The sequence below is a fragment of the Streptosporangium jomthongense genome (assembly GCF_042650425.1).
In the GTDB taxonomy this organism is placed as follows: Bacteria; Actinomycetota; Actinomycetes; order Streptosporangiales; family Streptosporangiaceae; genus Streptosporangium.
This window is the reverse complement of record NZ_JBHSBC010000001.1, coordinates 440,859-465,622: the sequence shown is the minus strand read 5'-3', so window position 1 is coordinate 465,622 and position 24,764 is coordinate 440,859. Positions and strand designations below refer to the sequence as shown.

Annotated in this window: 26 protein-coding genes; 19 read left to right on the top strand and 7 right to left on the bottom strand. The window is 70.5% G+C overall.

Annotated features, from left to right (window positions below; all coding sequences use genetic code 11):
* Positions 1-10 precede the first annotated feature (10 nt).
* Entirely contained in the window at positions 11-196 is a 186-nt protein-coding gene (gene rpmB, locus ACFOYY_RS02230) for a 50S ribosomal protein L28 (protein WP_012894387.1), read from the bottom strand.
* A 261-nt stretch (positions 197-457) separates the two neighbouring features.
* Here rpmB and recG point away from each other — a divergent pair, with 261 nt between their 5' ends.
* The 9 genes from recG to ACFOYY_RS02185 all read left to right on the top strand — a co-directional run bounded on the left by recG (position 458) and on the right by ACFOYY_RS02185 (position 7,416).
* Positions 458-2,629 carry an ATP-dependent DNA helicase RecG gene (gene recG, locus ACFOYY_RS02225; protein WP_352010285.1) on the top strand — a complete coding sequence of 724 codons (2,172 nt, stop codon included), beginning with the start codon at positions 458-460 and terminating at the stop codon, positions 2,627-2,629.
* A 419-nt stretch (positions 2,630-3,048) separates the two neighbouring features.
* Complete coding sequence (gene rsmD, locus ACFOYY_RS02220; RefSeq protein ID WP_352010286.1) at positions 3,049-3,618, top strand: 16S rRNA (guanine(966)-N(2))-methyltransferase RsmD; 570 nt, start codon at positions 3,049-3,051, stop codon at positions 3,616-3,618.
* Positions 3,619-3,634: 16 nt separating this feature from the next.
* Entirely contained in the window at positions 3,635-4,111 is a 477-nt protein-coding gene (gene coaD, locus ACFOYY_RS02215; RefSeq protein ID WP_352010287.1) for a pantetheine-phosphate adenylyltransferase, read from the top strand.
* A gap of 192 nt (positions 4,112-4,303) precedes the next feature.
* Positions 4,304-4,732 carry a YceD family protein gene (locus ACFOYY_RS02210; protein WP_352010288.1) on the top strand — a complete coding sequence of 143 codons (429 nt, stop codon included), beginning with the start codon at positions 4,304-4,306 and terminating at the stop codon, positions 4,730-4,732.
* Position 4,733: 1 nt separating this feature from the next.
* Positions 4,734-4,913 carry a 50S ribosomal protein L32 gene (gene rpmF / locus ACFOYY_RS02205; protein WP_179824792.1) on the top strand — a complete coding sequence of 60 codons (180 nt, stop codon included), beginning with the start codon at positions 4,734-4,736 and terminating at the stop codon, positions 4,911-4,913.
* Positions 4,914-5,123: 210 nt separating this feature from the next.
* Positions 5,124-5,858: a ribonuclease III gene (gene rnc / locus ACFOYY_RS02200; protein ID WP_352010289.1), complete on the top strand. Its 735-nt coding sequence runs from the start codon at positions 5,124-5,126 to the stop codon at positions 5,856-5,858.
* 36 nt (positions 5,859-5,894) lie between these two features.
* Positions 5,895-6,761, top strand: coding sequence for a bifunctional DNA-formamidopyrimidine glycosylase/DNA-(apurinic or apyrimidinic site) lyase (mutM, locus tag ACFOYY_RS02195; protein ID WP_386187277.1), 867 nt, complete (start codon positions 5,895-5,897; stop codon positions 6,759-6,761).
* Positions 6,758-7,033 (top strand): acylphosphatase, encoded by a 276-nt coding sequence (locus tag ACFOYY_RS02190; protein ID WP_352010291.1) that lies wholly within the window; start codon positions 6,758-6,760, stop codon positions 7,031-7,033. Before mutM ends, ACFOYY_RS02190 begins: the two co-directional genes overlap by 4 nt.
* A gap of 188 nt (positions 7,034-7,221) precedes the next feature.
* The gene (locus ACFOYY_RS02185; protein ID WP_184719995.1) at positions 7,222-7,416 is read left to right on the top strand and encodes a hypothetical protein; all 195 of its coding nucleotides are present in this window, start codon (positions 7,222-7,224) and stop codon (positions 7,414-7,416) included.
* A 156-nt stretch (positions 7,417-7,572) separates the two neighbouring features.
* Here ACFOYY_RS02185 and ACFOYY_RS02180 read toward each other — a convergent pair whose 3' ends face one another.
* Complete coding sequence (locus tag ACFOYY_RS02180; protein ID WP_362774110.1) at positions 7,573-8,355, bottom strand: hypothetical protein; 783 nt, start codon at positions 8,353-8,355, stop codon at positions 7,573-7,575.
* Positions 8,356-8,481: 126 nt separating this feature from the next.
* Between ACFOYY_RS02180 and smc the strand changes: the two genes are divergently transcribed.
* Positions 8,482-12,156 (top strand): chromosome segregation protein SMC, encoded by a 3,675-nt coding sequence (gene smc / locus ACFOYY_RS02175; protein ID WP_386187272.1) that lies wholly within the window; start codon positions 8,482-8,484, stop codon positions 12,154-12,156.
* A gap of 499 nt (positions 12,157-12,655) precedes the next feature.
* Positions 12,656-13,834 (top strand): signal recognition particle-docking protein FtsY, encoded by a 1,179-nt coding sequence (ftsY, locus tag ACFOYY_RS02170; protein WP_352010294.1) that lies wholly within the window; start codon positions 12,656-12,658, stop codon positions 13,832-13,834.
* Between the two features lie 51 nt (positions 13,835-13,885).
* On the opposite strand, the gene ACFOYY_RS02165 is transcribed toward ftsY, so the two are convergent.
* The 3 genes from ACFOYY_RS02165 to ACFOYY_RS02155 are packed head-to-tail and all read right to left on the bottom strand — an operon-like array spanning position 13,886 to position 16,868.
* Positions 13,886-14,713 carry an ABC transporter ATP-binding protein gene (locus tag ACFOYY_RS02165; RefSeq protein WP_352010295.1) on the bottom strand — a complete coding sequence of 276 codons (828 nt, stop codon included), beginning with the start codon at positions 14,711-14,713 and terminating at the stop codon, positions 13,886-13,888.
* Positions 14,710-15,816 (bottom strand): FecCD family ABC transporter permease, encoded by a 1,107-nt coding sequence (locus tag ACFOYY_RS02160; RefSeq protein WP_386187267.1) that lies wholly within the window; start codon positions 15,814-15,816, stop codon positions 14,710-14,712. Before ACFOYY_RS02160 ends, ACFOYY_RS02165 begins: the two co-directional genes overlap by 4 nt.
* Positions 15,813-16,868 carry a FecCD family ABC transporter permease gene (locus ACFOYY_RS02155; protein WP_352010297.1) on the bottom strand — a complete coding sequence of 352 codons (1,056 nt, stop codon included), beginning with the start codon at positions 16,866-16,868 and terminating at the stop codon, positions 15,813-15,815. The genes ACFOYY_RS02160 and ACFOYY_RS02155 overlap by 4 nt, the downstream gene beginning before the upstream one ends.
* 135 nt (positions 16,869-17,003) lie before the next feature.
* On the opposite strand from ACFOYY_RS02155, the gene ACFOYY_RS02150 reads away from it, so the two are divergent.
* Positions 17,004-18,026 (top strand): ABC transporter substrate-binding protein, encoded by a 1,023-nt coding sequence (locus ACFOYY_RS02150; protein ID WP_386187264.1) that lies wholly within the window; start codon positions 17,004-17,006, stop codon positions 18,024-18,026.
* 22 nt (positions 18,027-18,048) lie between these two features.
* Here the strand turns inward: ACFOYY_RS02150 and ACFOYY_RS02145 are convergent, their stop codons facing one another.
* A complete protein-coding gene (locus ACFOYY_RS02145; RefSeq protein ID WP_362774096.1) occupies positions 18,049-19,125 on the bottom strand; it encodes a PLP-dependent cysteine synthase family protein in 1,077 nt (358 codons plus the stop codon).
* 282 nt (positions 19,126-19,407) lie between these two features.
* On the opposite strand from ACFOYY_RS02145, the gene ACFOYY_RS02140 reads away from it, so the two are divergent.
* Positions 19,408-19,995, top strand: coding sequence for a sigma-70 family RNA polymerase sigma factor (locus ACFOYY_RS02140; RefSeq protein WP_352010731.1), 588 nt, complete (start codon positions 19,408-19,410; stop codon positions 19,993-19,995).
* A 26-nt stretch (positions 19,996-20,021) separates the two neighbouring features.
* Here ACFOYY_RS02140 and ACFOYY_RS02135 read toward each other — a convergent pair whose 3' ends face one another.
* Positions 20,022-20,858, bottom strand: a complete 837-nt coding sequence (locus tag ACFOYY_RS02135) for a DMT family transporter (protein ID WP_352010300.1) — start codon at positions 20,856-20,858, stop codon at positions 20,022-20,024.
* Positions 20,859-20,943: 85 nt separating this feature from the next.
* Here ACFOYY_RS02135 and ACFOYY_RS02130 point away from each other — a divergent pair, with 85 nt between their 5' ends.
* The 6 genes from ACFOYY_RS02130 (at position 20,944) to ACFOYY_RS02105 (ending at position 24,713) form a co-directional block, all read left to right on the top strand.
* Positions 20,944-21,519: a helix-turn-helix domain-containing protein gene (locus ACFOYY_RS02130; protein WP_352010301.1), complete on the top strand. Its 576-nt coding sequence runs from the start codon at positions 20,944-20,946 to the stop codon at positions 21,517-21,519.
* A gap of 150 nt (positions 21,520-21,669) precedes the next feature.
* Positions 21,670-21,984, top strand: coding sequence for a hypothetical protein (locus ACFOYY_RS02125; protein ID WP_386187259.1), 315 nt, complete (start codon positions 21,670-21,672; stop codon positions 21,982-21,984).
* Between the two features lie 61 nt (positions 21,985-22,045).
* Complete coding sequence (locus tag ACFOYY_RS02120) at positions 22,046-22,894, top strand: polysaccharide deacetylase family protein (RefSeq protein ID WP_352010303.1); 849 nt, start codon at positions 22,046-22,048, stop codon at positions 22,892-22,894.
* 30 nt (positions 22,895-22,924) lie between these two features.
* Positions 22,925-23,560, top strand: a complete 636-nt coding sequence (locus ACFOYY_RS02115) for a DUF2461 domain-containing protein (protein WP_352010304.1) — start codon at positions 22,925-22,927, stop codon at positions 23,558-23,560.
* 208 nt (positions 23,561-23,768) lie between these two features.
* On the top strand, positions 23,769-24,044 hold the full coding sequence (locus ACFOYY_RS02110) for an FmdB family zinc ribbon protein (RefSeq protein ID WP_352010305.1): 276 nt from the start codon (positions 23,769-23,771) through the stop codon (positions 24,042-24,044).
* Positions 24,045-24,065: 21 nt separating this feature from the next.
* The gene (locus tag ACFOYY_RS02105; RefSeq protein WP_352010306.1) at positions 24,066-24,713 is read left to right on the top strand and encodes an AmiS/UreI family transporter; all 648 of its coding nucleotides are present in this window, start codon (positions 24,066-24,068) and stop codon (positions 24,711-24,713) included.
* Positions 24,714-24,764 lie beyond the last annotated feature (51 nt).

Below are 24,764 nucleotides of genomic sequence, written 5' to 3'. Positions count from 1 at the left end.
GTGCGTCTGGCTAGCGGGTGACCTTGCCGGCCTTGATGCAGGAGGTGCAAACGTTCAGCCGCTTCGGCGTGCCGTTCACCACTGCGCGCACGGGCTGGATGTTCGGGTTCCAGCGGCGGCGGGTGCGGCGGTGCGAGTGGGAGACGTTGTTGCCGAAGGTCGGCTTCTTAGCGCAAACATCGCAGACGGAAGCCACGGTTCGCTCCTTAGATCAGTCGAGAGGCTCGATCCGCCGCGTCGGCGGCGGTCATCGGGCGTGCCGGGACGACCGGCTGGCCAGACGAGAATACCCGACGCCCGGCCTCACATGACAACACGGACCGCCATGACTGGCCGAACGGGGATAGTCCCAAGGGTCAACGGTAGCGCATTCCCGGGGGCCGCCGGACGGCCGTGCCGGGCCCGCACGCGTGGTGTCGAGGCGATTCTGTCGCACGGACACGGTAGAAACTCTGGGGTGACGAGCTTCGACGAGCCGCTGACCAAGGCGCTTGACCCCAAGACCGCCAAGCTGCTGGAGAGCGTCCTCGATCTGCGCACCGTGGGCGACCTGCTGCGGCACTACCCTCGCCGCTACGCCGAGCGCGGTGAGCTGACCGACTTCGAGGACCTTCAGGCCGACGAGCACGCCACGGTCGTCGGCGAGGTCACCAGGGCCATGCGCAGGCCGATGCGCAACAAGGGCGGCACCTGGCTGGAGGTCGAGATCGTCGACGGCCGCCGGGGCAAGATCTACCTGTCCTTCTTCGGCAGGGCCTCCCACATCGCGGAGACCCGGCTGCGGCCCGGCGTCAGGGGCATGTTCGCGGGCAAGGTCGGCGCGTTCGGCCAGGGCGACAAACGCAGGTGGCAGCTCTCCCACCCCGAGTTCGAGATGTTCGACGAGAGCCAGGAGGGCGCCGAGAGGTTCGCCGCCGCGCTGGTGCCGATCTATCCGGCGGGCAAGGACGTGACCCCCTGGGCGATCCGCAGGGCGCTCGGCGTCCTGCTCGACACCCTGGAGCCCCTTGAGGACCCGCTCCCCGCCGACCTCCGGAGCAGACGTGAGCTTCCCGGGCTGGCCGAGGCGCTCACGGCCGTCCACCGGCCCCGCGACCACGCCGACGTCTCCAGGGCGCGCAAGCGGCTGAAGTACGACGAGGCCTTCCTGCTCCAGGCGGTGCTGCTGCAGCGCCGCGCGGCCGCGGCCTCCTGGCCCGCCGCCCCCAGGCCCGCCCGCGCGGACGGGCTGCTGGCCGACTTCGACGCGCGCCTGCCGTTCCAGCTCACCGAGGGGCAGCGGAGCGTGGGCGAGGAGATCGCCGCCGACCTGGCCCTGGCCCACCCCATGCACAGGCTCCTGCAGGGCGAGGTCGGCGCGGGCAAGACCGTCGTCGCGTTGCGCGCCATGCTCCAGGTGGTCGACGCAGGAGGCCAGGCCGTACTGCTCGCCCCGACGGAGGTGCTCGCCCAGCAGCACCACAGGTCGATCACGGCCATGCTCGGCGACCTGGCGACGGGCGGCATGTTCGGCGGTACGGCGGTCGCCCTGCTGACCGGTTCGCTCGGCGCGGCGGCCCGCCGTACGGCCATGCTCGACGCCGCCTCAGGCGCGGCCGGGATCGTCGTCGGCACCCACGCGGTCCTGCAGGAGCGCGTGCAGTTCGCCGACCTGGGGCTGGTCGTGGTCGACGAGCAGCACCGCTTCGGCGTCGAGCAGCGCGACGCGCTCAGGGAGAAGGCCGGGGGAGGCCGTCCGCACGTGCTGGTCATGACCGCGACCCCGATCCCGCGCACGGTCGCCATGACCGTCTTCGGCGACCTGACGGTCTCCACGCTCTCCCAGCTCCCCTCGGGGCGCGCGCCGATCACCACGCACGTGGTCCCCGCCGCGGAGAAGCCGCACTTCCTCGACCGGGCCTGGAGCAGGCTGCGCGAGGAGGTCGAGCTGGGACGGCAGGCCTACATCGTCTGCCCGCGCATCGGCGACCTAGAGGGCGACGAGGGCGACCTGTCCAAGGACGACGACGAGCGCCGCCCCCCGCTCGCGGTGCTCGACGTGGCCGAGACGCTCTCCCAGGGCCCGCTGCACGGCCTGCGTACGGCGGTGCTGCACGGCAAGCTGCCCCCGGAGGAGAAGGACGCCGTGATGCGGGCCTTCAGCCGCGGCGAGACGGACGTCCTGGTGGCCACCACGGTCATCGAGGTCGGCGTCGACGTGCCCAACTCCTCCGTCATGGTCATCATGGACGCCGACCGGTTCGGCGTCTCCCAGCTCCACCAGCTGCGCGGCCGGGTCGGCCGGGGCGGGCTGCCCGGGTTGTGCCTGCTGGTGACCGACGCCCCCGGCGGCACCCCGGCCAGGCAGCGGCTCGACGCGGTGGCCGCGACCCTCGACGGCTTCGAGCTGTCCCGGGTCGACCTCGAACAGCGCCGCGAGGGTGACGTGCTGGGCGTCGCGCAGTCGGGCCGCAGGTCGTCGCTGAAGCTGCTGCAACTCCTGCGGGACGAGGAGGTGATCCACTCGGCCCGCCTCGACGCCGAGGGCGTGCTGGAGAGCGATCCGGAGCTGTCGGGGCACCCGATGCTGCGCATGGAGATCGACAGGCTGCTGGCCGACGAGCGCGCCGAATACCTGGAGAAGACCTGAGCCCGTCAGGAGACGGTCCTTGGGCGTCCGGGGCCTTCGGCGTCCGCCGACGGGAGCGGGAAGGCCTGGGGCGGCACGGAGGGGCCGCGGGCGGGAAAGGTCAGAAGACGCCCGAAGGCGGGGACGGCCTCCCCCCGAATGCCGTCCCCGCCTGGGCCCGCCCTCGGGTCAGGTGCCGAGAGCACCGGCGTGCGGAAGGGCTCACGATCACGCCGGTCGGCCTTCTCCTGGGTCGCCGAAGGCCGCAGGACTCATCATGCAAGCAGTCGTGACCCGGGGGAACGACCCTTGCGCTTTCGTCGCCACTCCTTGCCCACTCTTGACCTAGATCACCTACCCGAACCCTTTTGACCTGCGGTTATGTGATGCGTCGCGACACGCCGGGCTGTGGTCCGCGCCGCCGCTGGGACAATGGGCCGGTGAGTCGAGTCATCGCGGGAAGCGCAGGAGGACGACGGCTGGCCGTGCCGCCGGGGCGGGGGACCCGCCCCACGAGCGACCGGGCCAGAGAGGGGATCTTCGCAACCGTCGGGTCGTTGTTCGGCCCCCTGGACGGCGCCCGGGTGCTCGACCTCTACTCGGGGTCGGGGGCCCTCGGGCTTGAGGCGCTGTCCCGGGGCGCGGAGCACGCCCTGCTCGTCGAGTCGGACGCCAAGGCGATCAGGACGATCAGGGCCAACATCGCCTCCCTCGGGCTGCCCGGTGCGGAACTGGCCGCCGACCGCGTCGAGCGGGTGCTCGAACGGGGAACGGCGCAGCCGTACGACCTGGTGTTCGCCGACCCGCCGTACACACTGGGCGCCGAGGCGGTCGACGCCGTGCTCAGGGGGCTGAGGGACGGCGGCTGGCTGGAACGGGACGCCCTGGTGGTCGTGGAACGCGAGAGCCGGGGCACAGACCTGGTGTGGCCCGAGGGGTACGAGGAGGACAGGGTCCGTCGTTACGGGGAAGCGGCCGTTTGGTACGGTCGCGCCGCCGGGAATCCATAGGGCAGGGGGTTTCGCCTTGCGTCGCGTTGTCTGTCCGGGATCGTTCGATCCCGTTACCAACGGCCATCTGGACATCATCGGCCGGGCCTGCCGGCAGTACGACGAGGTCGTGGTCGCCGTCCTGATCAACATCGAGAAGAAGAGCCTGTTCACGGTCGAGGAGCGCATCGAGATGCTCCAGAACGTGACCAAGGAGTACGGCAACGTGCGCGTGGACAAGTTCCACGGTCTGCTGGTGGACTACTGCAGGCAGCAGCAGATCCCGGCCATCGTCAAGGGCCTGCGGGCGATCAGCGACTTCGACTACGAGTTGCAGATGGCCCAGCTCAACTACCGGATGTCCGGGGTCGAGACACTGTTCATGGCCACCGGTCCCGAGGTGTCGTTCCTGTCGTCGAGTCGCATCAAGGAGATCGTCCGTTACGGCGGGAGCGTGGCCGGTCTGGTACCCGATCTCGTCCAGGAACTCCTGGTCGAACGGCTCAGGGGCTGACCCCTGGTATCCTCTTGTTTCTGCCTTGCACGACGGCGTTGATTCGCCATGCCTGATGAGAGTGGAATGACTCCGCACAGCCTTGACCCCCGCGCCCCGTGGGTGATCTCCACCCATGACCTGGGGCGGAGACCGGGGGCGATGCTTCGGATGAGTCTCACCCTCCCGGCGCCGGCGAACATCGGTGTTGACATGATCGGTGTCCCCAGGGACACCGACGTCGAGCTGGACATCCGGCTTGAAGCGGTCATGGAAGGTGTGCTCGTCACGGGCACGGCGCGGGCCCCGCTGCGGGGGGAGTGCGCACGCTGCCTGGAGGAGATCGTCTCGGATACCGAGGTGAGCTTCCAGGAGCTGTTCTTCTACTCGGCGGAGGATGCCGCCGAGGACGACTCGCTTCTCGACGGAGAACTGCTCGACCTCGAACCTGCGTTCCGTGACGCGGTGGTGCTCACACTGCCGTTGAGCCCGGTGTGCAGCGAAGACTGCTCCGGGCTCTGCTCGGAGTGCGGGATCAGGCTGGCCGACGCCGAGCCTGATCACGGACACGAGGTCGTCGACGCCCGCTGGGCCAAGCTGCAGGGTCTGGTTCCAGAACATAACAACGATCAGGAGAGCTGACGTGGCTGTCCCCAAGCGCAAGATGTCGCGGAGCAACACTCGCTCCCGCAGGTCGCAGTGGAAGGCCGCCGCGGTCTCGCTCGTGAGCTGCCCCCAGTGCCGCTCGCCGAAGCGTCCGCACGTGGCGTGCCCCTCCTGCGGCACCTACAACCGCCGTCAGGTGATCGAGCCCTCCGCCTGATCGCAGTCTGACCGACGGACACCGGCCGGGTCTCTCCGGCCGGTGCCACCGTTCGCGATCCATATGCGATGGCGGTCGGCCCGCGGCTGTGGTGGACGCCGGGTTACGCGGTGACGCGTACCCTCCCGGCGCCCACCACATCTTCGGGCATCTCTCATTCCCTTCCTCGCCATCGCGCATTTCACCGCAAGCGTGCGAGGAGAAGAAACCATGGGGATGAGCAGTGTCAAGCCGGTAGCCGTCGAGGTCGTCAGTGACGAGCTCGACAAGGTCCTCTCCGTGCGACTGGACGCGGCGATCCTGGAGCGGGCGCTGACGCACCGCTCCTACGCCTACGAGAACGGCGGCCTGCCGACCAACGAGCGCCTTGAGTTCCTCGGCGACTCCGTGCTCGGCCTGGTCGTCACCGACACCCTGTACCGCAACCACCCCGACCTGCCCGAGGGGCAGCTCGCCAAGCTCAGGGCCGCGGTGGTCAACATGCGCGCCCTCGCGGGTGTCGCCCGCACCCTCGGCCTCGGGCGCTTCCTGCGCCTCGGCAGGGGCGAGGAGGGCACCGGGGGGCGTGACAAGTCCTCGATCCTCGCCGACACCCTTGAGGCGCTGATCGGCTCGGTCTACGTGGACAAGGGCCTCGACGAGGCCTTCCGCGTCGTCCACCTGCTGTTCGACCCGCTCATCACCCGCTCCGCCTCGCTGGGCGCCGGTCTCGACTGGAAGACCTCGTTGCAGGAGCTGACCGCCTCCGAGTCGCTCGGCGTGCCCGAGTACCACGTGGAGGAGAGCGGCCCCGACCACGCCAAGTCCTTCACCGCGATCGTCAGGGTCGGCGGCGAGGAGTACGGCTCCGGCTCGGGCCGTTCGAAGAAGGAGGCCGAGCAGCAGGCGGCCGAGACCGCATGGACCCGCATCCGTGAGGACCGAGACAAGCGCGAGGCCGGCTGACCCGCGAGCCGTACGGCACGAACCGAAGGAGGGGGCATGCCCGAACTGCCCGAGGTCGAGGTCGTACGGCGCGGCCTGGAACGCTGGGTCCGCGGACGCGTCGTCGCGCGGGCCGAGGTGCTGCACCCGAGAGCGATCAGGAGGCACGTCCCCGGCGCCGAGGAGTTCGCCGCCCAGCTCAAGGGGCGCACGATCGGCACCGCCGAACGCAGGGGCAAGTACCTCTGGCTGCCCCTCGACGGGACGGACGCGATCCTGGCCCATCTCGGCATGAGCGGCCAGCTGCTGGTCGTCGAGCCGGACACGGCCCTGGAGAAACACCTGCGGATCCGGATCACCTTCGCCGACGGCGGCCCCGACCTGCGCTTCGTCGACCAGCGGACCTTCGGGCACGTGCTGGTGACACCGCTGGCCGAGGCCGGCGGCAGGCAGGTGCCCGAGCCGATCACCCACATCGCGGCCGACCCGTTCGAGGAGCACTTCGACGAGGCGCTCTTCGCCCGCCGTCTGCGAGCCCGGCGGACCGAGATCAAGCGGGCGCTCCTGAACCAGTCGCTGATCAGCGGGGTCGGCAACATCTACGCCGACGAGGCGCTCTGGCGGGCCCGCCTGCACGGCACCAGGCCGGCCGGGGCGCTGACCGGGCCGAAGATCTCCCAGCTGGTCGGCGCGGCCCGCGAGGTGATGACCGAGGCCCTGGCGCAGGGCGGCACGTCCTTCGACAGCCTCTACGTCAACGTCAACGGTGAGAGCGGCTACTTCGAGCGCTCACTGGCCGTGTACGGCAGGCGGGACGAACCCTGCCCGCGCTGCGGCGCGCCGATCGTCAGGGAGTCGTTCATGAACCGTTCCTCCTACAGCTGCCCCCGCTGCCAGCCCCGCCCGAGAGAGACGGCGGCATGACGGCCGTACGGCTGACCGCCTGGGTCAGAGGGCGTGTCCAGGGGGTCGGTTTCCGCTGGTGGACGCGGGCCAGAGCGCTGGAGCTCGGACTTTCCGGATGGGCGAGGAACACCGAGGACGGCCGGGTCGAGGTCGTCGCCGAGGGCGGTCGTGAGGCGTGCGAGAACCTGCTCTCCCAGCTCAGGGCGGGTGCGACCCCGGGAAAGGTTGACGCGGTCGTGGAACGCTGGAGCGAGGCCAAAGGAAATCTTGGCGGTTTCGTTGAGCGCTGATGCTTCCTTAAACCGCCCAAAATAAGGTATATTTTACTGTCGAGAGTGCCCACTGGTGCATCCACACGGAGCGTTCAACTTGACCGCCCCTTCCGCCGGTGCGACTCTTGATAAGAACCACGCGCACCCCTCCCGCGGCAAGAAGTGCGCGAACCAGTCTGGTCACTCAGCGTGGAGGACCCTTTACCATGGCGAAGGCTCTACTCGGCCACGTCGGCGGTCCTGACCCTCGTATGGTCTCGGAGATGCGCCGTCTTCAGCAGCGTATCCGTGATCTGGAGGCAGAGCTCACCCGGCTCCAGGCCCAGAACGACGAACTCGCGGCCGGCACCCGCGACGAGGCGTTCACCCGCCTGCAGGATCGTGAGCCGGTTCTCACTTAGAGACCGGGACGAAACACCACTGTCCAGGGGCGCCTCGCCGGGGCGTCCCTTGCCATGCCGACCCCTGTCACGTGCGGGGCCACGCATGGCGAACGACCCATGTACGGCGGGCGGACCACACGGTACGCCCGGCGCACCGCCGTACGACGAGATCGCTCACAGATGACGTGAGAAGAAGGCGAACTGCTCGGGGAGCACACGGACCCGGTACGCCGTGTCCTGGCACCCCGAGGAGATCCCCCCCTCCGTCGTCGCGCCGAGCGCCCTCAACCCCTTCAGCATCGTCTCCGTCTGCGGAGCCCTGTCGTCGCGTTCACCGCAGCCCAGCCAGACCGGGATGTCCACCAGGTCACGCAGCGGAGCCCGTGCCGCCGTGACGGCGGGTGAGGCCGCGGCCACCGCGGCGACCCGGCCGGAACCCAGCTGCGCGGCCAGCCTGAGGGCCTCCGCCCCGCCCGCCGCCCAGCCGAGCAGCCCGATCCTTCCGGTGTCGAACCCCTGGGTCTCCAGATGCGGGAGCACGGTCCCCACGACGTCGGCCGAGGGCCAGTCGTCGATCGCGGCGACCGCGAACCGCCCCCCGCTCGCCGCCAGGTAACGGTCTGCGGAACAGAGGTCGAGCGACGCGCGGGCGTTCTCCGTGCCCTCGGGAAACATGATCACGACGGTGGTCCGGTCGCGTGGCCGCGGCGGCAGTGAGACGATCACCGTACGGCCCTCGACCTCGCTCAGCCGCCGGGCCCCGGGACGGGCGACGGGAGGGTCGGGGACGCCTCCGCAGACGACGCGGGCGTAGGCGTTCCGGAAACCGTCCGGACCGATCGCGAGCGCGGTACCGCCCAGGCCGAGCGCGGCCAGCCCGCCGCCGACCAGGAAAGCCCGCCGTCTGAGACGGCCGTCCCCGCCGTGCGGGGAGCCCTCGCCGCGTTCCGCATCCATGCAGGGCACCCTAGGCGCTGGACAGGCGGGCGCGGGCGAAGAACGGTAGTCTTCCCAGGCGAGAGCGACAGGGCGGCCTGGGAAAGCGCGAGTGAACACGGGTGAACGCGGCGGACGAGGGGTGACATGTATCTGAAAACCCTGACTCTGCGCGGATTCAAGTCCTTCGCCTCGGCCACCACCCTCAGGTTCGAACCCGGCATCACCGCCGTCGTCGGCCCGAACGGCTCGGGCAAGTCCAACGTGGTCGACGCCCTGGCCTGGGTGATGGGCGAGCACAGCGCCAAGTCGCTGCGCGGCGGCAAGATGGAGGACGTCATCTTCGCCGGGACGTCCTCACGGGCCCCGCTCGGCCGTGCCGAGGTCACGCTCACCATCGACAACACCGACGGCGCGCTGCCCATCGACTACACCGAGGTCACGATCAGCCGCCTGATGTTCAGGGCGGGACAGAGCGAGTACGCCATCAACGGCGACACCTGCCGCCTGCTCGACATCCAGGAACTCCTGTCCGACTCGGGCATCGGCCGTGAGATGCACGTCATCGTCGGGCAGGGCCAGCTCGACCAGGTGCTGCACGCGGGCCCGGAGGACCGCAGGGCCTTCATCGAGGAGGCCGCGGGCGTTCTGAAGCACCGCAAGCGCAAGGAGAAGGCGCTGCGGAAGCTCGACGCGATGCAGGCCAACATGACCCGGGTCCAGGACCTCACCACCGAGCTGCGCAGACAGCTCAAACCCCTCGGCCGCCAGGCGGAGATCGCCCGCAAGGCCGCGGTCATCCAGGCCGACCTGCGTGACGCCAGGCTCAGGCTGCTCGCCGACGACGTGCTCACCCTGCGCGTCACCCTGGAGCGGGAGACCGCCGACGAGGCCGCCGTGCTGGCCCGCCGTACGGTGGTGGAGACCGAGCTGGAACAGGGCCAGGTCGCCGAGGCCGAGCTTGAGGCCGCGGAGGCCGAGGCACAGCCGCGACTGGCCGCCGCCCAGGAGACCTACTTCCGGCTTTCGTCCCTCCGTGAGCGCCTCAGGGGCCTGGCCGGGCTGGCCGCCGAACGGCACCGCAACGCGACCGACACCACGGTCGAGCGCAGAGGACGCGACCCGGAGGACTACGAGCGCGAGGCCGAGGAGATCCAGGAGCAGGAACGCGTCCTTGAGGAACTCCTCGACCAGGAGCGGGAGACCCTGGCACAGGCCGTCGCGGGACGCTCGGAGAGCGAGGCGGCGCTCGCCGCCGAGGAACGCCGCCTGGCCGCGGAGGCCAAGGCCGTCGCGGACCGGCGCGAAGGGCTGGCCAAGCTCAGGGGGCAGGCCGGCGCGGCGCACAGCAGGGCGGGCGCGGCCGAGGAGGAGATCGGGCGGCTGAGGCTCTCCCTCGAAGAGGCCGAACAGCGCGCCGAGCGCGCCCGCGCCGACCACGAGGGCCAGGAACGCTCTGAGCCGGAGATCGACCCCGCCCTCGCCGAAGAGCTGGAAATCGCCCTTGAGGCCGTGGCACAGGCAAGGGAGGCCGTCGAGGAGGCCAAGGCCGTCGCCGAGGAGGCCAAGGCCTCGGTCGCGGGCCCCAACGCGGCCCTGTCCTCGGCCAAGGCCGCCGTGGGCGTCGCCCGCAAGGCCGACCAGGAGGCCCAGCGTCAGGTCGCCGCGCTCGAAGCCAGGTTCGAGGCGCTCCAGCTGAGCCTGGCGAGCGGCACGGACGGCGCCGCGGCGCTGCTGGCCGCCGACCTGGCCGGGGTGCTCGGCCCGGTGGCCACCATGCTGACCGTCAGCCCCGGCGCGGAGACGGCCGTGGCCGCCGTGCTCGGCGCCTACGCCGAGGCGGTGGCCGTGGAGTCGCTGCAGGCCGCCGCGGACGCCATCGACTTCCTCGGCCGCCAGGACGGGGGCCGGGCGGCCCTGCTCGTCGCCACGGGCGGGCAGGTCCCGCGGAGGGCCGACATGCCCGTCGCGGGCGGCCGGTGGGCGGCGGACCTGGTCACCGTGCCCGACGCGCTGCGGGCCGCCGTCACGCACCTGCTGGCCGACGTCCTGGTCGTCGACGACCTTGAGACGGCCAGGAAGGCCGTCGAGCAGTGGCCCGAGCTGCGAGCCGTCACCCGCTCCGGCGACCTGGTCGGCTCCTACGCCGCCAGGGGAGGCTCAACGGGCGCGGCCTCCGCCCTCCAGATGCGGGCCGCTCTCGACGAGGCCGTCGCGGACCTGGCCACGGCCAGGCAGGCCGCCGAACAGGCGGGCCTCGCCATGGAGGAGGCCGCCGAAGCCGAGGCGCAGGCGCAGTTCGCCGTCGAGACCGCCCAGGCGGGCGTGGGCGAGGCGCAGACAGGCGTGCAGACCGCCCAGGCCGGGGTGAACGCCGCCCAGGCCGCGCTCGACCAGATCAGGGCCAGACAGCGTGACGCCGACCAGCGGGCCGCCGCGACCGCGCGGCGACTGGCCCAGCTCGGCGCCGCGGCCGAGGCCGCCGCCGCCGAGTGTGAACGGCTCGCCAGGGCCGTACGGGCCGCCGAGGAGGCCCGCGACCGGGACGCCGCGGGGCTCGCCGAGATCGAGGAACGGCTCGCCGCCGCCACCGCCGAGGTGGAGGCCGAACCCGAACCGACCACCGAGATGCGCGACGAGCTCGCGGAGATCTGCGCCTCGGCGAGACAGACGGAGATGGAGGCCCGCCTGGCCGTACGGACGGCCGAGGAGCGGGTCAAGGGCCTCACGGGCCGGGCCGACGAACTGCTGCGCGCCGCCGAACGGGAGCGCGAGGAACGCGCCAGGGCCGCCGAGCTGCGGGAACGGCGGCGCAGGCAGGCACTGGTCGCCCAGGCCGTGGTCCGCGGCACCGAGCTGACCCTGGCCCGCCTGGAGACCTCCCTCACCGTGGCGGCCGAGGAACGCGACGAGGCCGAACAGGCGCGCGGGCAGATCGACCAGTCGCTCAAGTCGATCAGGCTCCGCGTCAGGGAACTGTCCGGCGAACTGGACAAGCTGATCAACAGGGCGCACGGCAGCGAGGTCGCCAGAACCGAACGGCGCCTGCGCCTGGAACAGCTGGAGGCCAAGGCCGTCGACGAGTACGGCGTCGAACCCGACACGCTCATCGCCGAGTACGGCCCGGCCGAACCCGTCCCGACCGTCGACGGCGACCCCGTTCCCTACGTGCGTGAGGAACAGGAGAAGCGGGCCAGGGCCGCCGACCGGCAGATGGCGCAGCTCGGCAAGGTCAACCCGCTGGCCCTTGAGGAGTTCGCCGCTCTTGAGGAACGGCACGCCTTCCTCACCTCCCAGCTTGAGGACCTCAAGAAGACCAGACGTGACCTGCTGCTCGTCGTCAAGGAGGTGGACGAGCGGGTCGAGCAGGTGTTCGGTGCCGCCTACGCCGACGTCGCCCGCGAGTTCGAGCAGATCTTCGGGCGGGTCTTCCCCGGCGGTGAGGGCAGGCTGCTGCTCACCGACCCGGAGGACATGCTGACCACCGGCGTCGAGGTCGAGGCCAGACCGCCGGGCAAGAAGGTCAAGCGCCTGTCGCTGCTGTCCGGAGGGGAACGGTCGCTGACCGCCGTCGCCTTCCTCGTCGCCATCTTCAAGGCGCGGCCCTCGCCGTTCTACGTGATGGACGAGGTCGAGGCGGCGCTCGACGACACCAACACCCAACGGCTGCTGACCCTGTTCGAGGAACTGCGGCAGACGTCACAGCTCATCGTCATCACCCACCAGAAACGCACAATGGAGATCGCCGACGCGCTGTACGGGGTCTCGATGCGGGGGGACGGGGTCAGCCAGGTGATCAGTCAGCGGCTTCGAGAAAGTTAGTTGTGTCTCTTTGCGCGGCTTCGGCAGCGTGGGCTGTGTCTCTTTGCTCCGCCTTCGGCGTCGCGGGCTTGGGCGCTTTCGGGTCGGTGCTTTCCCTCGTCACTCATCCGCTTCGCTCCTTCGCTCCTCAGTCCAAGCACCGACGCGCCCAAGCCGAAACTCTTCACACTTGGCGCCGGTAAAGCACAAGCCGTGTTTCTTTGCTCCGCTTGGCGGCGTCGCGGGCTTGGGCGCTTCGGGTCGGTGTCTTCCCTCGTCACTCATCCGCTTCGCTCCTGCGTTCCTCAGTCCAGACACCGACGCGCCCAAGCCGAAACTCCTCACACTTGGCGCCGGGGGTGTCGGCCGACCCCTCGCTTCGGAGGTGGAAAGTCCACGCGGGCAGGTGCGGGGGACGTCTGTGTCGTCGTGGTGGGGAGGGTGAGCAGTCAAGATCGATGGGGGGTGACTTGACCCGGGGGGTCGGAGCATTCCGGGGGGTCTGGAAAACTGTGCTCTTGTGGAAGGCTATCTCGGCATAATCGCGATCATCGTCGTTGTCGCCCTGCTGGCGGCGGGCGGCATGTTCCTGTTGCTCAGGCCGCGGGGCAAGTCGGCTCCTCCGGTGGAGCCGCCCGAGGTGCGGCCCGTTCCCGGGGAGGAACAGGCGCCTCCCGTGGGGGCCGCGCAGGACGACGACGCGGCGACCACCACTCTTCCGCCGCCGGCCAAGCCCGCCGAGCCCATGGTCGTCCCCCCTGCCGTCGAGATCCCGCCGCCCTCGGCGGGCCGCATGGTACGGCTGCGCGCCAGGCTCGCCCGGTCCCAGAGCACCCTCGGCAAGGGCCTGCTCGATCTGCTCTCGCGTGACCGTCTCGACGACGACACCTGGGACGAGATCGAGGAGACCCTGATCACCGCGGACGTCGGCGTCGCCCCGACCCAGGCGATGGTCGAGGAGCTGCGGACCAAGGTGAAGGTGCTGGGCAGCAGGACGCCCGCCGAGGTGCGCGGCCTGCTCAAGGAGCAGCTGCTGACCCAGATCGGCGCCGACACCGACCGCACCCTGCACGTCAAGCCGCACGGGGAGCGTCCCGCGGTCGTGCTCGTCGTCGGCGTCAACGGCACCGGCAAGACCACGACGACCGGCAAGCTGGCGCGTTCCCTCATCGGCGACGGCAACAAGGTCGTGCTCGGCGCCGCCGACACCTTCCGCGCCGCCGCGGCCGACCAGCTCCAGACCTGGGGCGACCGGGTCGGCGCCGAGGTCGTGCGTGGTCCCGAGGGCGGCGACCCGGCCTCGGTGGCCTTCGACGCCGTGGCCAAGGGCATCGAGGACAAGGTGGACGTGGTCATCGTCGACACGGCGGGCCGTCTGCACACCAAGACCGGCCTGATGGACGAGCTGGGCAAGGTCAAGCGCGTCATCGAGAAGAAGGCGACGGTCGACGAGGTCCTGCTCGTCCTGGACGCGACCACGGGCCAGAACGGCATGCGCCAGGCCCAGGTGTTCGCCGAGGTCGTCGACGTCACCGGTATCGCCCTGACCAAGCTCGACGGCACCGCCAAGGGCGGCATCATCATCTCCGTCCAGCGTGAGCTCGGAGTGCCGGTCAAGCTGGTCGGCCTCGGTGAGGGGCCGGACGACCTGGCCCCGTTCGACCCCGAGGTCTTCGTGGACGCCCTGCTCGGCGACTGAGAGAGCCACCGGGAACCGGGACGCGGTGAACGCCGCGTCCCGGTGGGGACGTCAGTCCCGAAGGAGTGCCCCGTTGCGCCGGGCGCGGTCTCCGGCGGAGGGCAGTGGCCCGACGGGCACGACCATGGGGGTGCCCGCCACCGGGTCCTCGATGACCCGGGCGGCCAGGTCGAAGACCTTCGCGAGCAACTCCTCGGTGAGGACCTCGGCGGGTGGCCCGGCGGCGACGACCTTGCCCGAGCGCATGGCGACCAGGTGGTCGGTGTAGCGGGCGGCGAGGTTGAGGTCGTGCAGGACCATCACCACCGTACGGCCGAGCTCCCCGTGCAGGCGGCGGACGAGTTCGAGGACCTCGATCTGGTGCGCCAGGTCGAGGAAGGTCGTCGGCTCGTCGAGCAGCAGCAGGTCGGTGCCCTGGGCCAGGGCCATCGAGATCCAGGCGCGCTGGCGCTGCCCGCCGGACAGCTCGTCGAGCGGGCGTTCGCCCAGGTCGAGCAGGCCCGTCATGGACAGGGCCTCGTTGACGGCCGTCTCGTCGCCGGAGGACCACTGCCGGTACCACGTCTGGTGCGGGTGCCGTCCCCTGGCCACCAGGTCGGCCACGGTCAGCCCCTCGGGGGCCGTGGGGGCCTGCGGCAGCACTCCCAGGATCTTCGCGACCTCTCTGGTCGGCATCCTGTCGATGCGTTTGCCGTCCAGCAGCACCTCGCCGCCGGAGGGCTTCAGCAGGCGTCCCAGCGCGCGCAGCAGCGTGGACTTGCCGCATCCGTTGGGGCCGATGATCGTCGTCACCGTCCCGGCCTCGATCCCGAGGTCGAGCCCGTCGACGATGACGCGGTCGCCGTACCCGAGCTTGACGTCGACGGCCCGTAGTCTCAAGGTCGTGCCTTTCTTCGCGCGCGGACGAGGAGATAGATCAGATAGGGGGCGCCGAGGACCGCGGTGACCACGCCGACGGGAAGTTCGACGGGGCTGAACGCGGTCCGCGCGACCAGGTCGGAGGCGCTGGTGAGGACGGCACCGGTGAGAGCGGACACCACGAGCGGAGGCTGGGCCGCTCCGGCCAGGCGCAACGCGATCTGTGGCGCGGCCAGCGCGACGAAGGCGATGGGGCCCGCCGCGGCGGTCGCGAGCGCGGCCAGCAGCACGGCGGCCAGGATCATCAGGCTCCTGGTGAGGTCGGGGCGCACCCCGAGCCCGGTGACGGTCTCCTCGCCGAAGCGCAGCGCGCCGAGTGAGCGGGCGCCGACCAGGGTCGCCGGGACCAGTACGGCCAGCGCAACTGCGACGGGAACGACGTGTTCCCAGCCCCTGCCGTTCAGCGAGCCGGTGATCCAGACGATGGCGCGCCCGCTGTCGTTGACGTCGCCGATGGTCAGCAGCCAGTACTTGACGTTGACGCACATCACCGAGACGCCGATGCCGACGAGCACCAGGCGGTAGCCGTCCAGGCCGCCGCGCCAGGCGAGCGTGTAGACGGCCAGCGCCCCGGCCGCGCCGCCGAGCAGGGCGAGCAGCGGAATCCCGACCGAGGCCAGCATGCCGCCCGCCCCGCCCGCGGCGCTCGACGTGGCCACGATGGCCGCGACCACGCACACGCTGGCGCCCGGCGTCACCCCGAGGATGTCGGGGCTGGCCAGCGGGTTGCGCGCGATGGCCTGGGTGATCGCCCCGGCCAGGGCGAGCGCCGCGCCGACCAGGACGCCGGTGAGCGCCCGGGGCAGCCGCAGCTCCATCACCACGAGGTGGTCGGGGCCGTCCCCCACGACGGCCCGGCCCACCTCGGCCAGGCTCATCGGGATGTCGCCGATCCGCATGCCGAGCCCGGTCAGCAGTACGGCGGCGGCCAGCAGGACCAGTGCCGTCAGGACGGGGCGTGGCCGCAGCGGCCAGGAGGCGGGGCCGGCCCGCAGCGCCTTTGTCTGTGCCCTTGTCGGGGCCTTCGTCTCAGGGGGGCGGCCGTACACGGGGGTGGGGTTCACAGGCGGACCGGCTTCCTGCGGCGGACCAGGGCGACGAAGAACGGCGCGCCGAGCAGGGCGAGGACCACTCCTGCCTCCAGCTCGCCGGGCCGGGCGACCACCCGTCCCGTCACGTCGGCGAGCAGCAGCGCCACCGCGCCGATCAGCCCCGCGTACGGCAGCAGCCACCGGTTGTCGGGGCCGGAGAGCGGGCGGGCCAGGTGGGGGACCATCAGGCCGAGGAAGGCCAGCGAGCCGCAGGCCGCGACCGAGGCGCCGGTGAGCAGCGTGATCGCGCAGATGCCGACGGCGCGGGTCAGGGTGACGTTCTGGCCCAGTGCCCTGGCCACGTCCTCGCCGAGGGCGAGCGCGTTGAGGCCGGGGGCGTTGACCAGGGCGAGCAGGAGCCCGACGACGACGAACGGCAGCACCTGGGTGACGGTCTCCGCGCCCCGGCCCGCGATCGAGCCGGTCTGCCAGAACCGGAAGACGTCCATCGCCTGCTCGTCCATCAGGACCAGGGCCGAGGTGAGCGCGTAGAGGAAGGAGCTGACCGCCGTGCCGGCCAGGGCCAGGGTCAGCGGGGTCGGGCCGGACCGTCCGCCGACCATGCCGAGGGCGAAGACTCCGGCGCTGGCGACGAGGGCCCCGGCCAGGCCGAACCAGATGTAGCCGTACAGGCCGGTGACGCCGAGCGTCATGATGGCGAGCACCATCGCGAACGCCGCGCCCTGGGTGACGCCGAGCAGACCGGGGTCGGCCAGCGGGTTGCGGGTGTGTCCCTGCATGAGGGCGCCCGCGACGCCCAGGGCGATCCCGGCCATGACCCCGATGGCGGTCCTGGGCACGCGCAGCGACCGCACGACGATGTCGTTCTCGGTGCCCGACGGGCCGGTCAGGGCGTGCCACACGTCGCCGGGCGGGACCGGTTTCGCGCCGACCGCGAGGCTCAGCAGGACGGCGGTCAGCAGCAGGGCGAACAGCCCGGCGACCACGATCGACCTGCGGGTACGCAGGGCCGTGAGAACGCCCCTCGGCGAGGGGGACCGCGCGATGACCGCCGTCGTGCTCACGCGCGCTCCTCTCGCCTGCCGGAGACCGGACACCGTCCCGCGGACCGGGACCCCGATTGTCGGGCTCCGAACGAGTATGACAGTTTAGGCATGCCTAATCTAATTTAGGCGTGCCTTACCTTGGAGGAAGTCCTGATGAGAACATTGCGCGCCGTGGCGCTCGGGATGGCGACGGCCGTACTGTCGGCGGGGCTGGCCGCCTGCGGCACGAGTACGCCGACCACCGCGAAGCCCGCCGCGGAAACCGGGACGGGGGCGGATCCCTCGGCCGGGGCGGCGAACGCGGAGGGCTTCCCCCGCACGGTGAAGCACGCCATGGGCGAGACCGTGATCCCGGCCAGGCCGGTGCGGGTCGTGACCCTCGACCAGAGTTTCGTCGACGCGGTGCTCACCCTGGACACCGACGTCGTCGGGTTCACCACCTACCGGGCGATCGACGACAAGCTCCCCGACTATCTGACCCCGGTCCTCGGGCACGCCAAGGACGCCGTCTCCGTCGGCACGCTCGAACAGCCGAGCCTGGAGCGGATCATCGCCCTCAAGCCCGACCTGATCGTCTCGGCGAAGGTCCGGCACGAGGCGCTGTACGACAAGCTGTCGAAGATCGCTCCGACGGTGTTCAGTGAGACCACCGGCGCGATCTGGAAGGAGAACCTCAGGCTCATGGGGCGGGCCCTGGGCAAGGAGGACCTGGCGGAGACCAGGCTCAAGGACTACCAGGACCGCGCCGCCGCGCTCGGCGCCTCCATCGACAAGAAGAACGGCGGAATGCCGACCGTCTCGGTCGTCCGGTTCGCCGGGGAGCCGACCGTGCGCCTGTACGTGGAGAACTCCTACTCGGGGCTGGTGCTGAAGGACGTCGGCTTCGTCCGGCCGAAGGACCAGCCGACCACGACCGAGACGATCGCGGTGAACATCAGCCAGGAGAACATCTCCCAGCTCGACGCCGAGCACATCTTCGTGGCGGCCTACCCCGACCCGGCGGCCGAGCCGATCAAGAAGGAGTTCCAGGCCAACCCGCTCTGGGGCAGGCTCAAGGGCGCCAAGCACGACGTCGCCGACGTCGTCTGGATGAGCGCGGTCGGCATCCAGGGCGCCCACGCCATCCTCGACGACGTCGCGAAGGTCTTCGGGGTCGATCCCGCCAGGGCCTCCTGAGCGGGTCCCTTCGGGTGGGATGTCAGGGCTCGGCCAGGAAGGACCTCAGTTCCTCCAGGTGAGGGGCGATGTCCAGGCCGCGCTCGGCGAGCCAGGCGTCGTCGCCGTAGGTGCAGCGGTAGCGTTCGCCGCCGTCGCAGATCAGGGTGACGACGCTGCCCCGCTCGCCCGCCTGGCGCATCTCCCGCAGGATCCGTACGGCGGCCGCGACGTTGGTGCCCGTCGAGCCGCCGACGTCGCGGCCGGTGACCTCGCGGACCCAGCGCATCGCCGCGATGGACAGGGCGTCCGGGACCTGGATCATGCGGTCGATCACGGTGGGCATGAACGACGGTTCGACCCGGGGGCGGCCGATGCCCTCGATGCGGGAGCCGGGGGCGGTGACGGTGTCGTCGCCGGCGCACCAGCCCGGGTAGAAGGCGGACCCCTCCGGGTCGACCACCGCGAGCCTGGTCTGGTGCCGCCGGTAGCGGATGTAGCGGCCGATGGTCGAGGACGTGCCGCCGGTGCCGGCGCCGACCACGATCCAGGTCGGCTCGGGGTGGGGTTCCATCTCCATCTGCTGGAAGATGCTCTCGGCGATGTTGTTGTTGCCGCGCCAGTCGGTGGCCCGCTCGGCGTAGGTGAACTGGTCCATGAAGTGGCCGCCGGTCTCGGCCGCGACCCGGCGGGACTCCTCGTAGATGGTCCCGGGGTCCTGAACGAGGTGACACCTGCCGCCGTAGAACTCGATCAGGGCGATCTTCTCGGGGGACGTCGAGGCGGGCATCACCGCGACGAACGGCAGGCCGACCAGCCTGGCGAAGTAGGCCTCGCTCACCGCGGTCGAGCCGCTGGAGGCCTCGACGACCGTGGTCGAGGGGCCGATCCAGCCGTTGGCCAGGCCGTACAGGAACAGGGATCGGGCCAGGCGGTGCTTGAGTGAACCGGTTGGGTGGACGGACTCGTCTTTGAGGTAGAGGTTTACCCCCCAGTGCGTGGGAAGCGGGAAGACGTGGAGATGGGTATCGCAGCTTCGGTGGGCGTCGGCCTCGACGTGACGGATGGCCTCGGCCACCCAGGAGCGGGTATAGGGGTCATGCCTGTCCACGTATTCCATGCACCCAAAAGTAGCGCGAGCTGGGGTTATGTGATGATGGACACAACCTCTACCATCTTCAGAGGGAGATGTTACGATAATGAGACTTGTCCGGCTGTAGGGCGTGTCGTACCCGCCTTCGAAGCAGCCGACGACCAACCTCCTGACCAGGCGGAAGAGCTCTTAACGGCCCGCTTACGAGCCGCCTGCGAGCATTCGACAAGCCGCCGGAAAGGGCGTGTCGTGCCTGTGCCGGACGGTGGTGGGGGGAATCAGTACAAGGGGGAAGAACACGTGATCACGATGACCGAAGAGCAGCGCCAGGACTGGTTCGAGCGCGACGTCGTTCCGGTCACCACCCAGCTCTACGCGTCCGCGATGCGTTTGACCCGCAACTCCGCCGACGCCGAGGACCTCGTGCAGGAGACGGTGGCCAAGGCGTTCACCTCTTACCACCAGTTCCGGGAGGGGACCAACCTCAAGGCGTGGCTGCACCGGATCCTCACCAACAACTTCATCAACGAGTACCGCAAGAAGCAGCGTTCGCCCAAGCTCTCGGCGACCGAGGAGATCGAGGACTGGCAGCTCGCCGCCGCTGAGTCCCACATGTCCTCCGGGCTGAAGTCCGCCGAGACCGAGGCGCTCGAACAGCTGCCCGACAGCGCCGTGATGAACGCGCTGCGCTCCCTGCCCGAGGACTTCCGCGTCGCGGTCTATCTGGCCGACGTCGAGGGCTTCGCCTACAAGGAGATCGCCGAGCGCATGGGCACGCCCATCGGCACCGTCATGTCCCGGCTGCACCGTGGCCGCCGTCAGCTCAGGACGATGCTTGAGGACTACGCCCGCGAGGAGGGCGCCGTCCGCCTGCCCGAGCAGCGCCAGGCCGCCTGACCGGCGGCTCATGCCCGATCCGGGGCTCAGCCCGCGGCGATCAGCGCGACCGCCGCGAGGGTGAAGCCGATGCCCGTCATCTGCACGACGTTGAGCCGCTCCTTCAGGACGTATCTGGCCAGCACCAGCGTGCTCGCCGGGTAGAGGGAGACCAGCACGCCGACGAGGCTCAGCATGCCGCGCTGCTGGGCGAACATGAACAGCACGTTGGCCAGCATGTCGAGAACCCCGGCCGCCAGGATGATCCGCAGCGCGCCCGCGCCCGGCCGCAGCGTACGGCCGGTGGCCAGGGCCAGCAGGGCGATGAGGGCGATCGAGGAGAGGCGCGCGCCGAACAGCGGCCACATCCCGGTCTCGGCGGGCGACTGCGCCAGCAGGACGAAGAAGCCGCCGAACCCCACGCCCGCCACCAGCGCGGCCACCAGCGGCCCCCGGCCGTTTCCGGACGCGCTCCGCGAGGGATCACGGCTGACCAGCAGCACCGCGACCAGTGCCAGCACCACACCGCAGAGCGCCGGCGGCTCGGGCCGCTCCCCGGTGGCCAGGCCGTACAGGACGGGCAGGGCCGCGGAGGTGGTCGCGGTGGTCGGGGCGACGACGGACATCACGCCGGTGGCCAGCGCCCGGTAGAAGAGCACCAGCCCGGCGGCGCCGGAGACACCCGCCGCCGTGCCCCAGGCGAACGCGCCCGCCGTCGGGGCGCCGGGCAGCAGCGGCATCAGCGCGACCACCAGGGCGAGCCCGGCGCCCTGGGAGAGCACGACCACCGCCATCACCCGCGACCTGCGGGTGGCCAGACCGCCGAAGAAGTCGGCCGTGCCGTAGACCACGGCGCAGAGTGTGGCCAGCGCCACCGCGATCATCCTTCACCTCAGTTCAATGGATTGCACCGTTGGAACAATATATGAGGTGCAAAATACTGCAAATCAGGTTCACTACACTGGACTGATGGATCCCGAGACGATCAACGCGGCGGTCGCCAACAACGTGCGGGCCCAGCGGGCGCACCGGCAGATGACGCTCGACGAACTGGCCACCCGCTCCGGGGTGAGCCGCGGCATGCTCGTCCAGGTCGAGCAGGGACGGACCAACCCCAGCATCAACACGCTCACCCGCATCGCCGACGCCCTCGGGGTGACGGTCGCGCGCCTGGTCGAGGTCTCGGACGTGCCCGTGGTGCGGGTCGTCCCCGCGGCCAGCGTCGTCACCTTCCCGCACGGGAAGGCCAGTTCGGCACGGCTGCTGGTCGGCACCGACGCCCCGTCGATCCTGGAGCTGTGGGACTGGCGGCTCGCCCCCGGCGACCACCACGACGGTGACGCTCACCCTCCGGGCACCAGGGAGATGCTGACCGTCATCGAGGGGGAGCTCACCCTCTCGGTGTACGGCGGCAGCCACGTCGTGGGCGTGGACGACGCCGTGGTGTTCCGCGCCGACCGGCCGCACCGCTACTCCAACAACGGGCAGGTCCCGCTCAGGTTCACGATGGTGGTGACCGAGCCGAAGGAGACACCTGACCAATAGTGGGGAACGGGTGTCACCAGGCGACGCGTGACCGCATCATTACCCCATGTCGCTTTCGCTGTCACCCGCCGGTGGCGGGGCCTGTGTCCCGGCCGCGCGGTCCGTCCCTCCGTCGGGGAGCGGTCCCTCCGTCCGCCGGGGAGGTGACGGGTGAACGAGCGTGTCGAGGCGGGGGAGGCGATCGCCAGGCTCCGCGCGGACCTGGCCGAGCTCGGGGTCACCGGCGCCTACGAGGTCGACGACGACGGCACTCTCTCGGTATGGATCGGGCTCGTCGTTCGCTTCCGAGATGGTTTCTACCGGTGGCAGGAGGGCCAGGTGAAACGTCGGCATCTGGGCACGGATTCGAAAGGATGCGCCATTCGGGTAGCGCGTCGCTATGCGGAACTCCAGGCAGATGTCCCATCCTGGTGGGACGAACTGGCCAGGAGTCTGCGGGGGGACGTGGCCGGAGACTATCCATGACCATCTGTGACCCCGGCCGGCCTGGCGGGGGGCAGACGTGTGGCGATGGATGGTTTTCACCATGGCCGTCCTGCTGGGAGTCGCGGGCTGTGAGCCCCCTGTCGCGATCCTGAGCATCGAGAGCGACCCGTCCCCGTCCGTCTCGCCGTCCCCCGAGGCATCCCCGCTCTTCGACCCGGAGGAACTCGCCGAAAGGCTGGTCGCGATCCAGCGGCAGTGGCCGAGGAACAGCCTTCCGAAGCCGCCCGGCGCGCGCGGGGTGAACTGCGCCAGGATCAGGTGCGTCGCGCTGACCTTCGACGACGGGCCCGGGCCGTACACCGGCAGGCTGCTCGACATCCTCGCCAGGCACCAGGCGAGGGCCACCTTCTTCGTACTGGGCAGGATGGTCGCCGAGGACCGGGGGGAGAACCTCCGCAGGATGGTCGTCGAGGGACATGAGATCGGCAACCACACCTGGGACCACCTTCCGCTCCCTCAGCTCTCGGAGAAGTCGATCAGGTTCGAGCTGGCCAGCACCCAGAAGATCGTCAGACGGCTGTCCGGGGTCAAGATGACGATGATGCGGCCGCCGTACGGCTCGACGGGCAGGCGGGTCGCGGCGGAGGCCTCCCGTCTCGGGCTCGCCCAGGTCATGTGGAGCGTCGACACCCTCGACTGGCGTGACCGCGACTCCAGGCTGGTCGCCCAGCGCGCGGCCCAGGCCACCCCGGGGGCCATCGTGCTCATGCACGACATCCACCCGACGACCGTCGAGGCCGTGCCCGCCGTCCTGAACCAGTTCGTCCAGCGGGGCTACACGTTCGTGACGCTGTCGGAGCTGTACGGCGTGCCCCGCCTGGTGCCCGGCAGGGCCTACACCAGCATGGGCGACGGTGCCAGGGGGACCGCGGCCACGGAGATTCCCTAACCGTCGGTGGCCGATGGCACGATGGGCCGCATGGGTTTCAGCGGCTTTCCCGACGAGGGGCTCCTGTTCTACGAGGGCCTTGAGGCGGACAACTCGAAGACCTACTGGACGCGCAACAAGCGGGTCTACGAGGAGGCGGTCCGGGCTCCGATGGCGGCCCTCGGTGAGGAGCTCGCCGAGGAGTTCGGGCAGGCGCGCATGTTCCGTCCCAACCGCGACGTCCGCTTCTCCAAGGACAAGTCCCCCTACAAGACGCACCAGGGGTCCTACGTCCCGAAGGGCGAGGCGATCGGCTTCTACGTCCAGCTCGACGCGGCCGGGCTGCTCGTCGGCGGAGGACTCTACGCCGCGCAGGGCGAACAGCTGGCCCGCTACCGCCAGGCGGTCGACGAGGAGATCAGCGGGACGCCGCTGGAGAAGATCGTCACCGAGGCGCGCGTCGCGGGCTACGCCATCGAGGGCGACCGTCTCAAGACGCGGCCGAGGGGCGTCCCCGAGGACCACCCCCGTCTCGACCTGCTCCGTCACAGGTCGCTGCACGCGAGCCGCCGTTTCGAGCCGGAGGGGTGGATCCACACCCCGCAGGTCGTGGAGCGGGTGCGGGAGGTCTGGCGCGACCTCACCCCGCTGGTCGAGTGGCTCGCCGACCACCTTCCCGCCGACTGACCCGGGTCAGGGCTTCGTATGCCCCCGGTCACGGTTCGTTGACGGCCCTGACCGTCTTCGACCGGTCACCTGGCGTTTCGTGTTTTCGGGACGGCCCGCCCTCCTGACAGGAACCTTGACACTCCGCTCGGGTTTCGGATAGTCCGGAGGCATGGGTCCGAGTCGCTGCTGATTCGCGACACCACCAGCCGGAGCGGGGGAGGCGCCAATGGCGACCTACGAGTATGTCTGCCGGGACTGTGGATACTTCGACGTTCGTCTTCCGATGGGAACCGCGCCGTCCGAGTACGGCTGCGCCACCTGCGGACACGACGCCCGTCGCGTCTACTCCCCGCCGAACGTCTCCTGGGTTCCTCCGGCGCTCGCGGCCGCGTTCGGCCGTGAGGAACAGAGCCGGGAGGCGCCCGAGGTCGTCACCACGCCGCCGGGACGGCGACCGCCCCGGCCGCCGCACCCCGCGCTGGCGCGCCTGCCCCGGCCATGAGCCTGTGAGGGAGGTCCGGCGATGGCGACCGTGGGACTGCTTTACGTCGGTGCGGTGCTCTTCATCAACGGAATGATGCTGCTGGGAAAGGTCGACGCGCGGGCGGCGGCCGTCTTCAACCTCTTCGTCGGGGCGCTGCAGGTGATCACGCCCACCGTGCTGATCATCGCCGCGGGCGACAGGGCGGGTGCGATCCTCGGGGCCTCGGGACTCTTCCTGTTCGGCTTCACCTACCTCTACGTGGGCATCGGCCTGCTCGGCGGGTTCGACACCACGGGGGTCGGCTACTTCTCGCTGTTCGTGGCGATCACGGCGCTCGGTTTCTCCTACGCGAACTTCAGGATCCTCGGTGACAAGCCCTTCGGCGTCATCTGGCTCTACTGGGCGTTCCTGTGGTTGCTGTTCTTCCTGCTGCTCGGGCTCAAGCGCGAGCATCTGACCGTCTACACGGGCTGGGTGACGGCGATCGAGGGGTGGGTGACCGCGGCCATCCCGGCCTTCCTGCTGCTCACCGGCTACTGGCAGAACTGGAACCAGGACCTGCTGGCCGTACTGCTGGCGGTGTTCGGCGTGGTCGTCTTCGGCGGGCTGTGGCTGCTGACGAGGGGGCGGCGGTCACTTCCCGGCGGCACCGGTCCGGCAGGGGGGACGACGGCCGCGGCGCACTAGATCCGTGCGTGCCCGTACGGCGTGCGATCCGGAGGAGGTGATGTGGCCTGG

Coding starts and splice junctions, on each gene's coding strand:
- ACFOYY_RS02210 (WP_352010288.1), top strand. CDS start 4,304: ATGATCGGTGTCCCCAGGGACACCGACGTCGAGCTGGACATCCGGCTT.
- rnc (WP_352010289.1), top strand. CDS start 5,124: ATGGGGATGAGCAGTGTCAAGCCGGTAGCCGTCGAGGTCGTCAGTGAC.
- mutM (WP_386187277.1), top strand. CDS start 5,895: ATGCCCGAACTGCCCGAGGTCGAGGTCGTACGGCGCGGCCTGGAACGC.
- ACFOYY_RS02190 (WP_352010291.1), top strand. CDS start 6,758: ATGACGGCCGTACGGCTGACCGCCTGGGTCAGAGGGCGTGTCCAGGGG.
- ACFOYY_RS02185 (WP_184719995.1), top strand. CDS start 7,222: ATGGCGAAGGCTCTACTCGGCCACGTCGGCGGTCCTGACCCTCGTATG.
- ACFOYY_RS02180 (WP_362774110.1), bottom strand. CDS start 8,355: ATGGATGCGGAACGCGGCGAGGGCTCCCCGCACGGCGGGGACGGCCGT.
- smc (WP_386187272.1), top strand. CDS start 8,482: ATGTATCTGAAAACCCTGACTCTGCGCGGATTCAAGTCCTTCGCCTCG.
- ACFOYY_RS02150 (WP_386187264.1), top strand. CDS start 17,004: ATGAGAACATTGCGCGCCGTGGCGCTCGGGATGGCGACGGCCGTACTG.
- ACFOYY_RS02145 (WP_362774096.1), bottom strand. CDS start 19,125: ATGGAATACGTGGACAGGCATGACCCCTATACCCGCTCCTGGGTGGCC.
- ACFOYY_RS02140 (WP_352010731.1), top strand. CDS start 19,408: ATGACCGAAGAGCAGCGCCAGGACTGGTTCGAGCGCGACGTCGTTCCG.
- ACFOYY_RS02135 (WP_352010300.1), bottom strand. CDS start 20,858: ATGATCGCGGTGGCGCTGGCCACACTCTGCGCCGTGGTCTACGGCACG.
- ACFOYY_RS02130 (WP_352010301.1), top strand. CDS start 20,944: ATGGATCCCGAGACGATCAACGCGGCGGTCGCCAACAACGTGCGGGCC.
- ACFOYY_RS02120 (WP_352010303.1), top strand. CDS start 22,046: ATGGCCGTCCTGCTGGGAGTCGCGGGCTGTGAGCCCCCTGTCGCGATC.
- ACFOYY_RS02115 (WP_352010304.1), top strand. CDS start 22,925: ATGGGTTTCAGCGGCTTTCCCGACGAGGGGCTCCTGTTCTACGAGGGC.
- ACFOYY_RS02110 (WP_352010305.1), top strand. CDS start 23,769: ATGGCGACCTACGAGTATGTCTGCCGGGACTGTGGATACTTCGACGTT.
- ACFOYY_RS02105 (WP_352010306.1), top strand. CDS start 24,066: ATGGCGACCGTGGGACTGCTTTACGTCGGTGCGGTGCTCTTCATCAAC.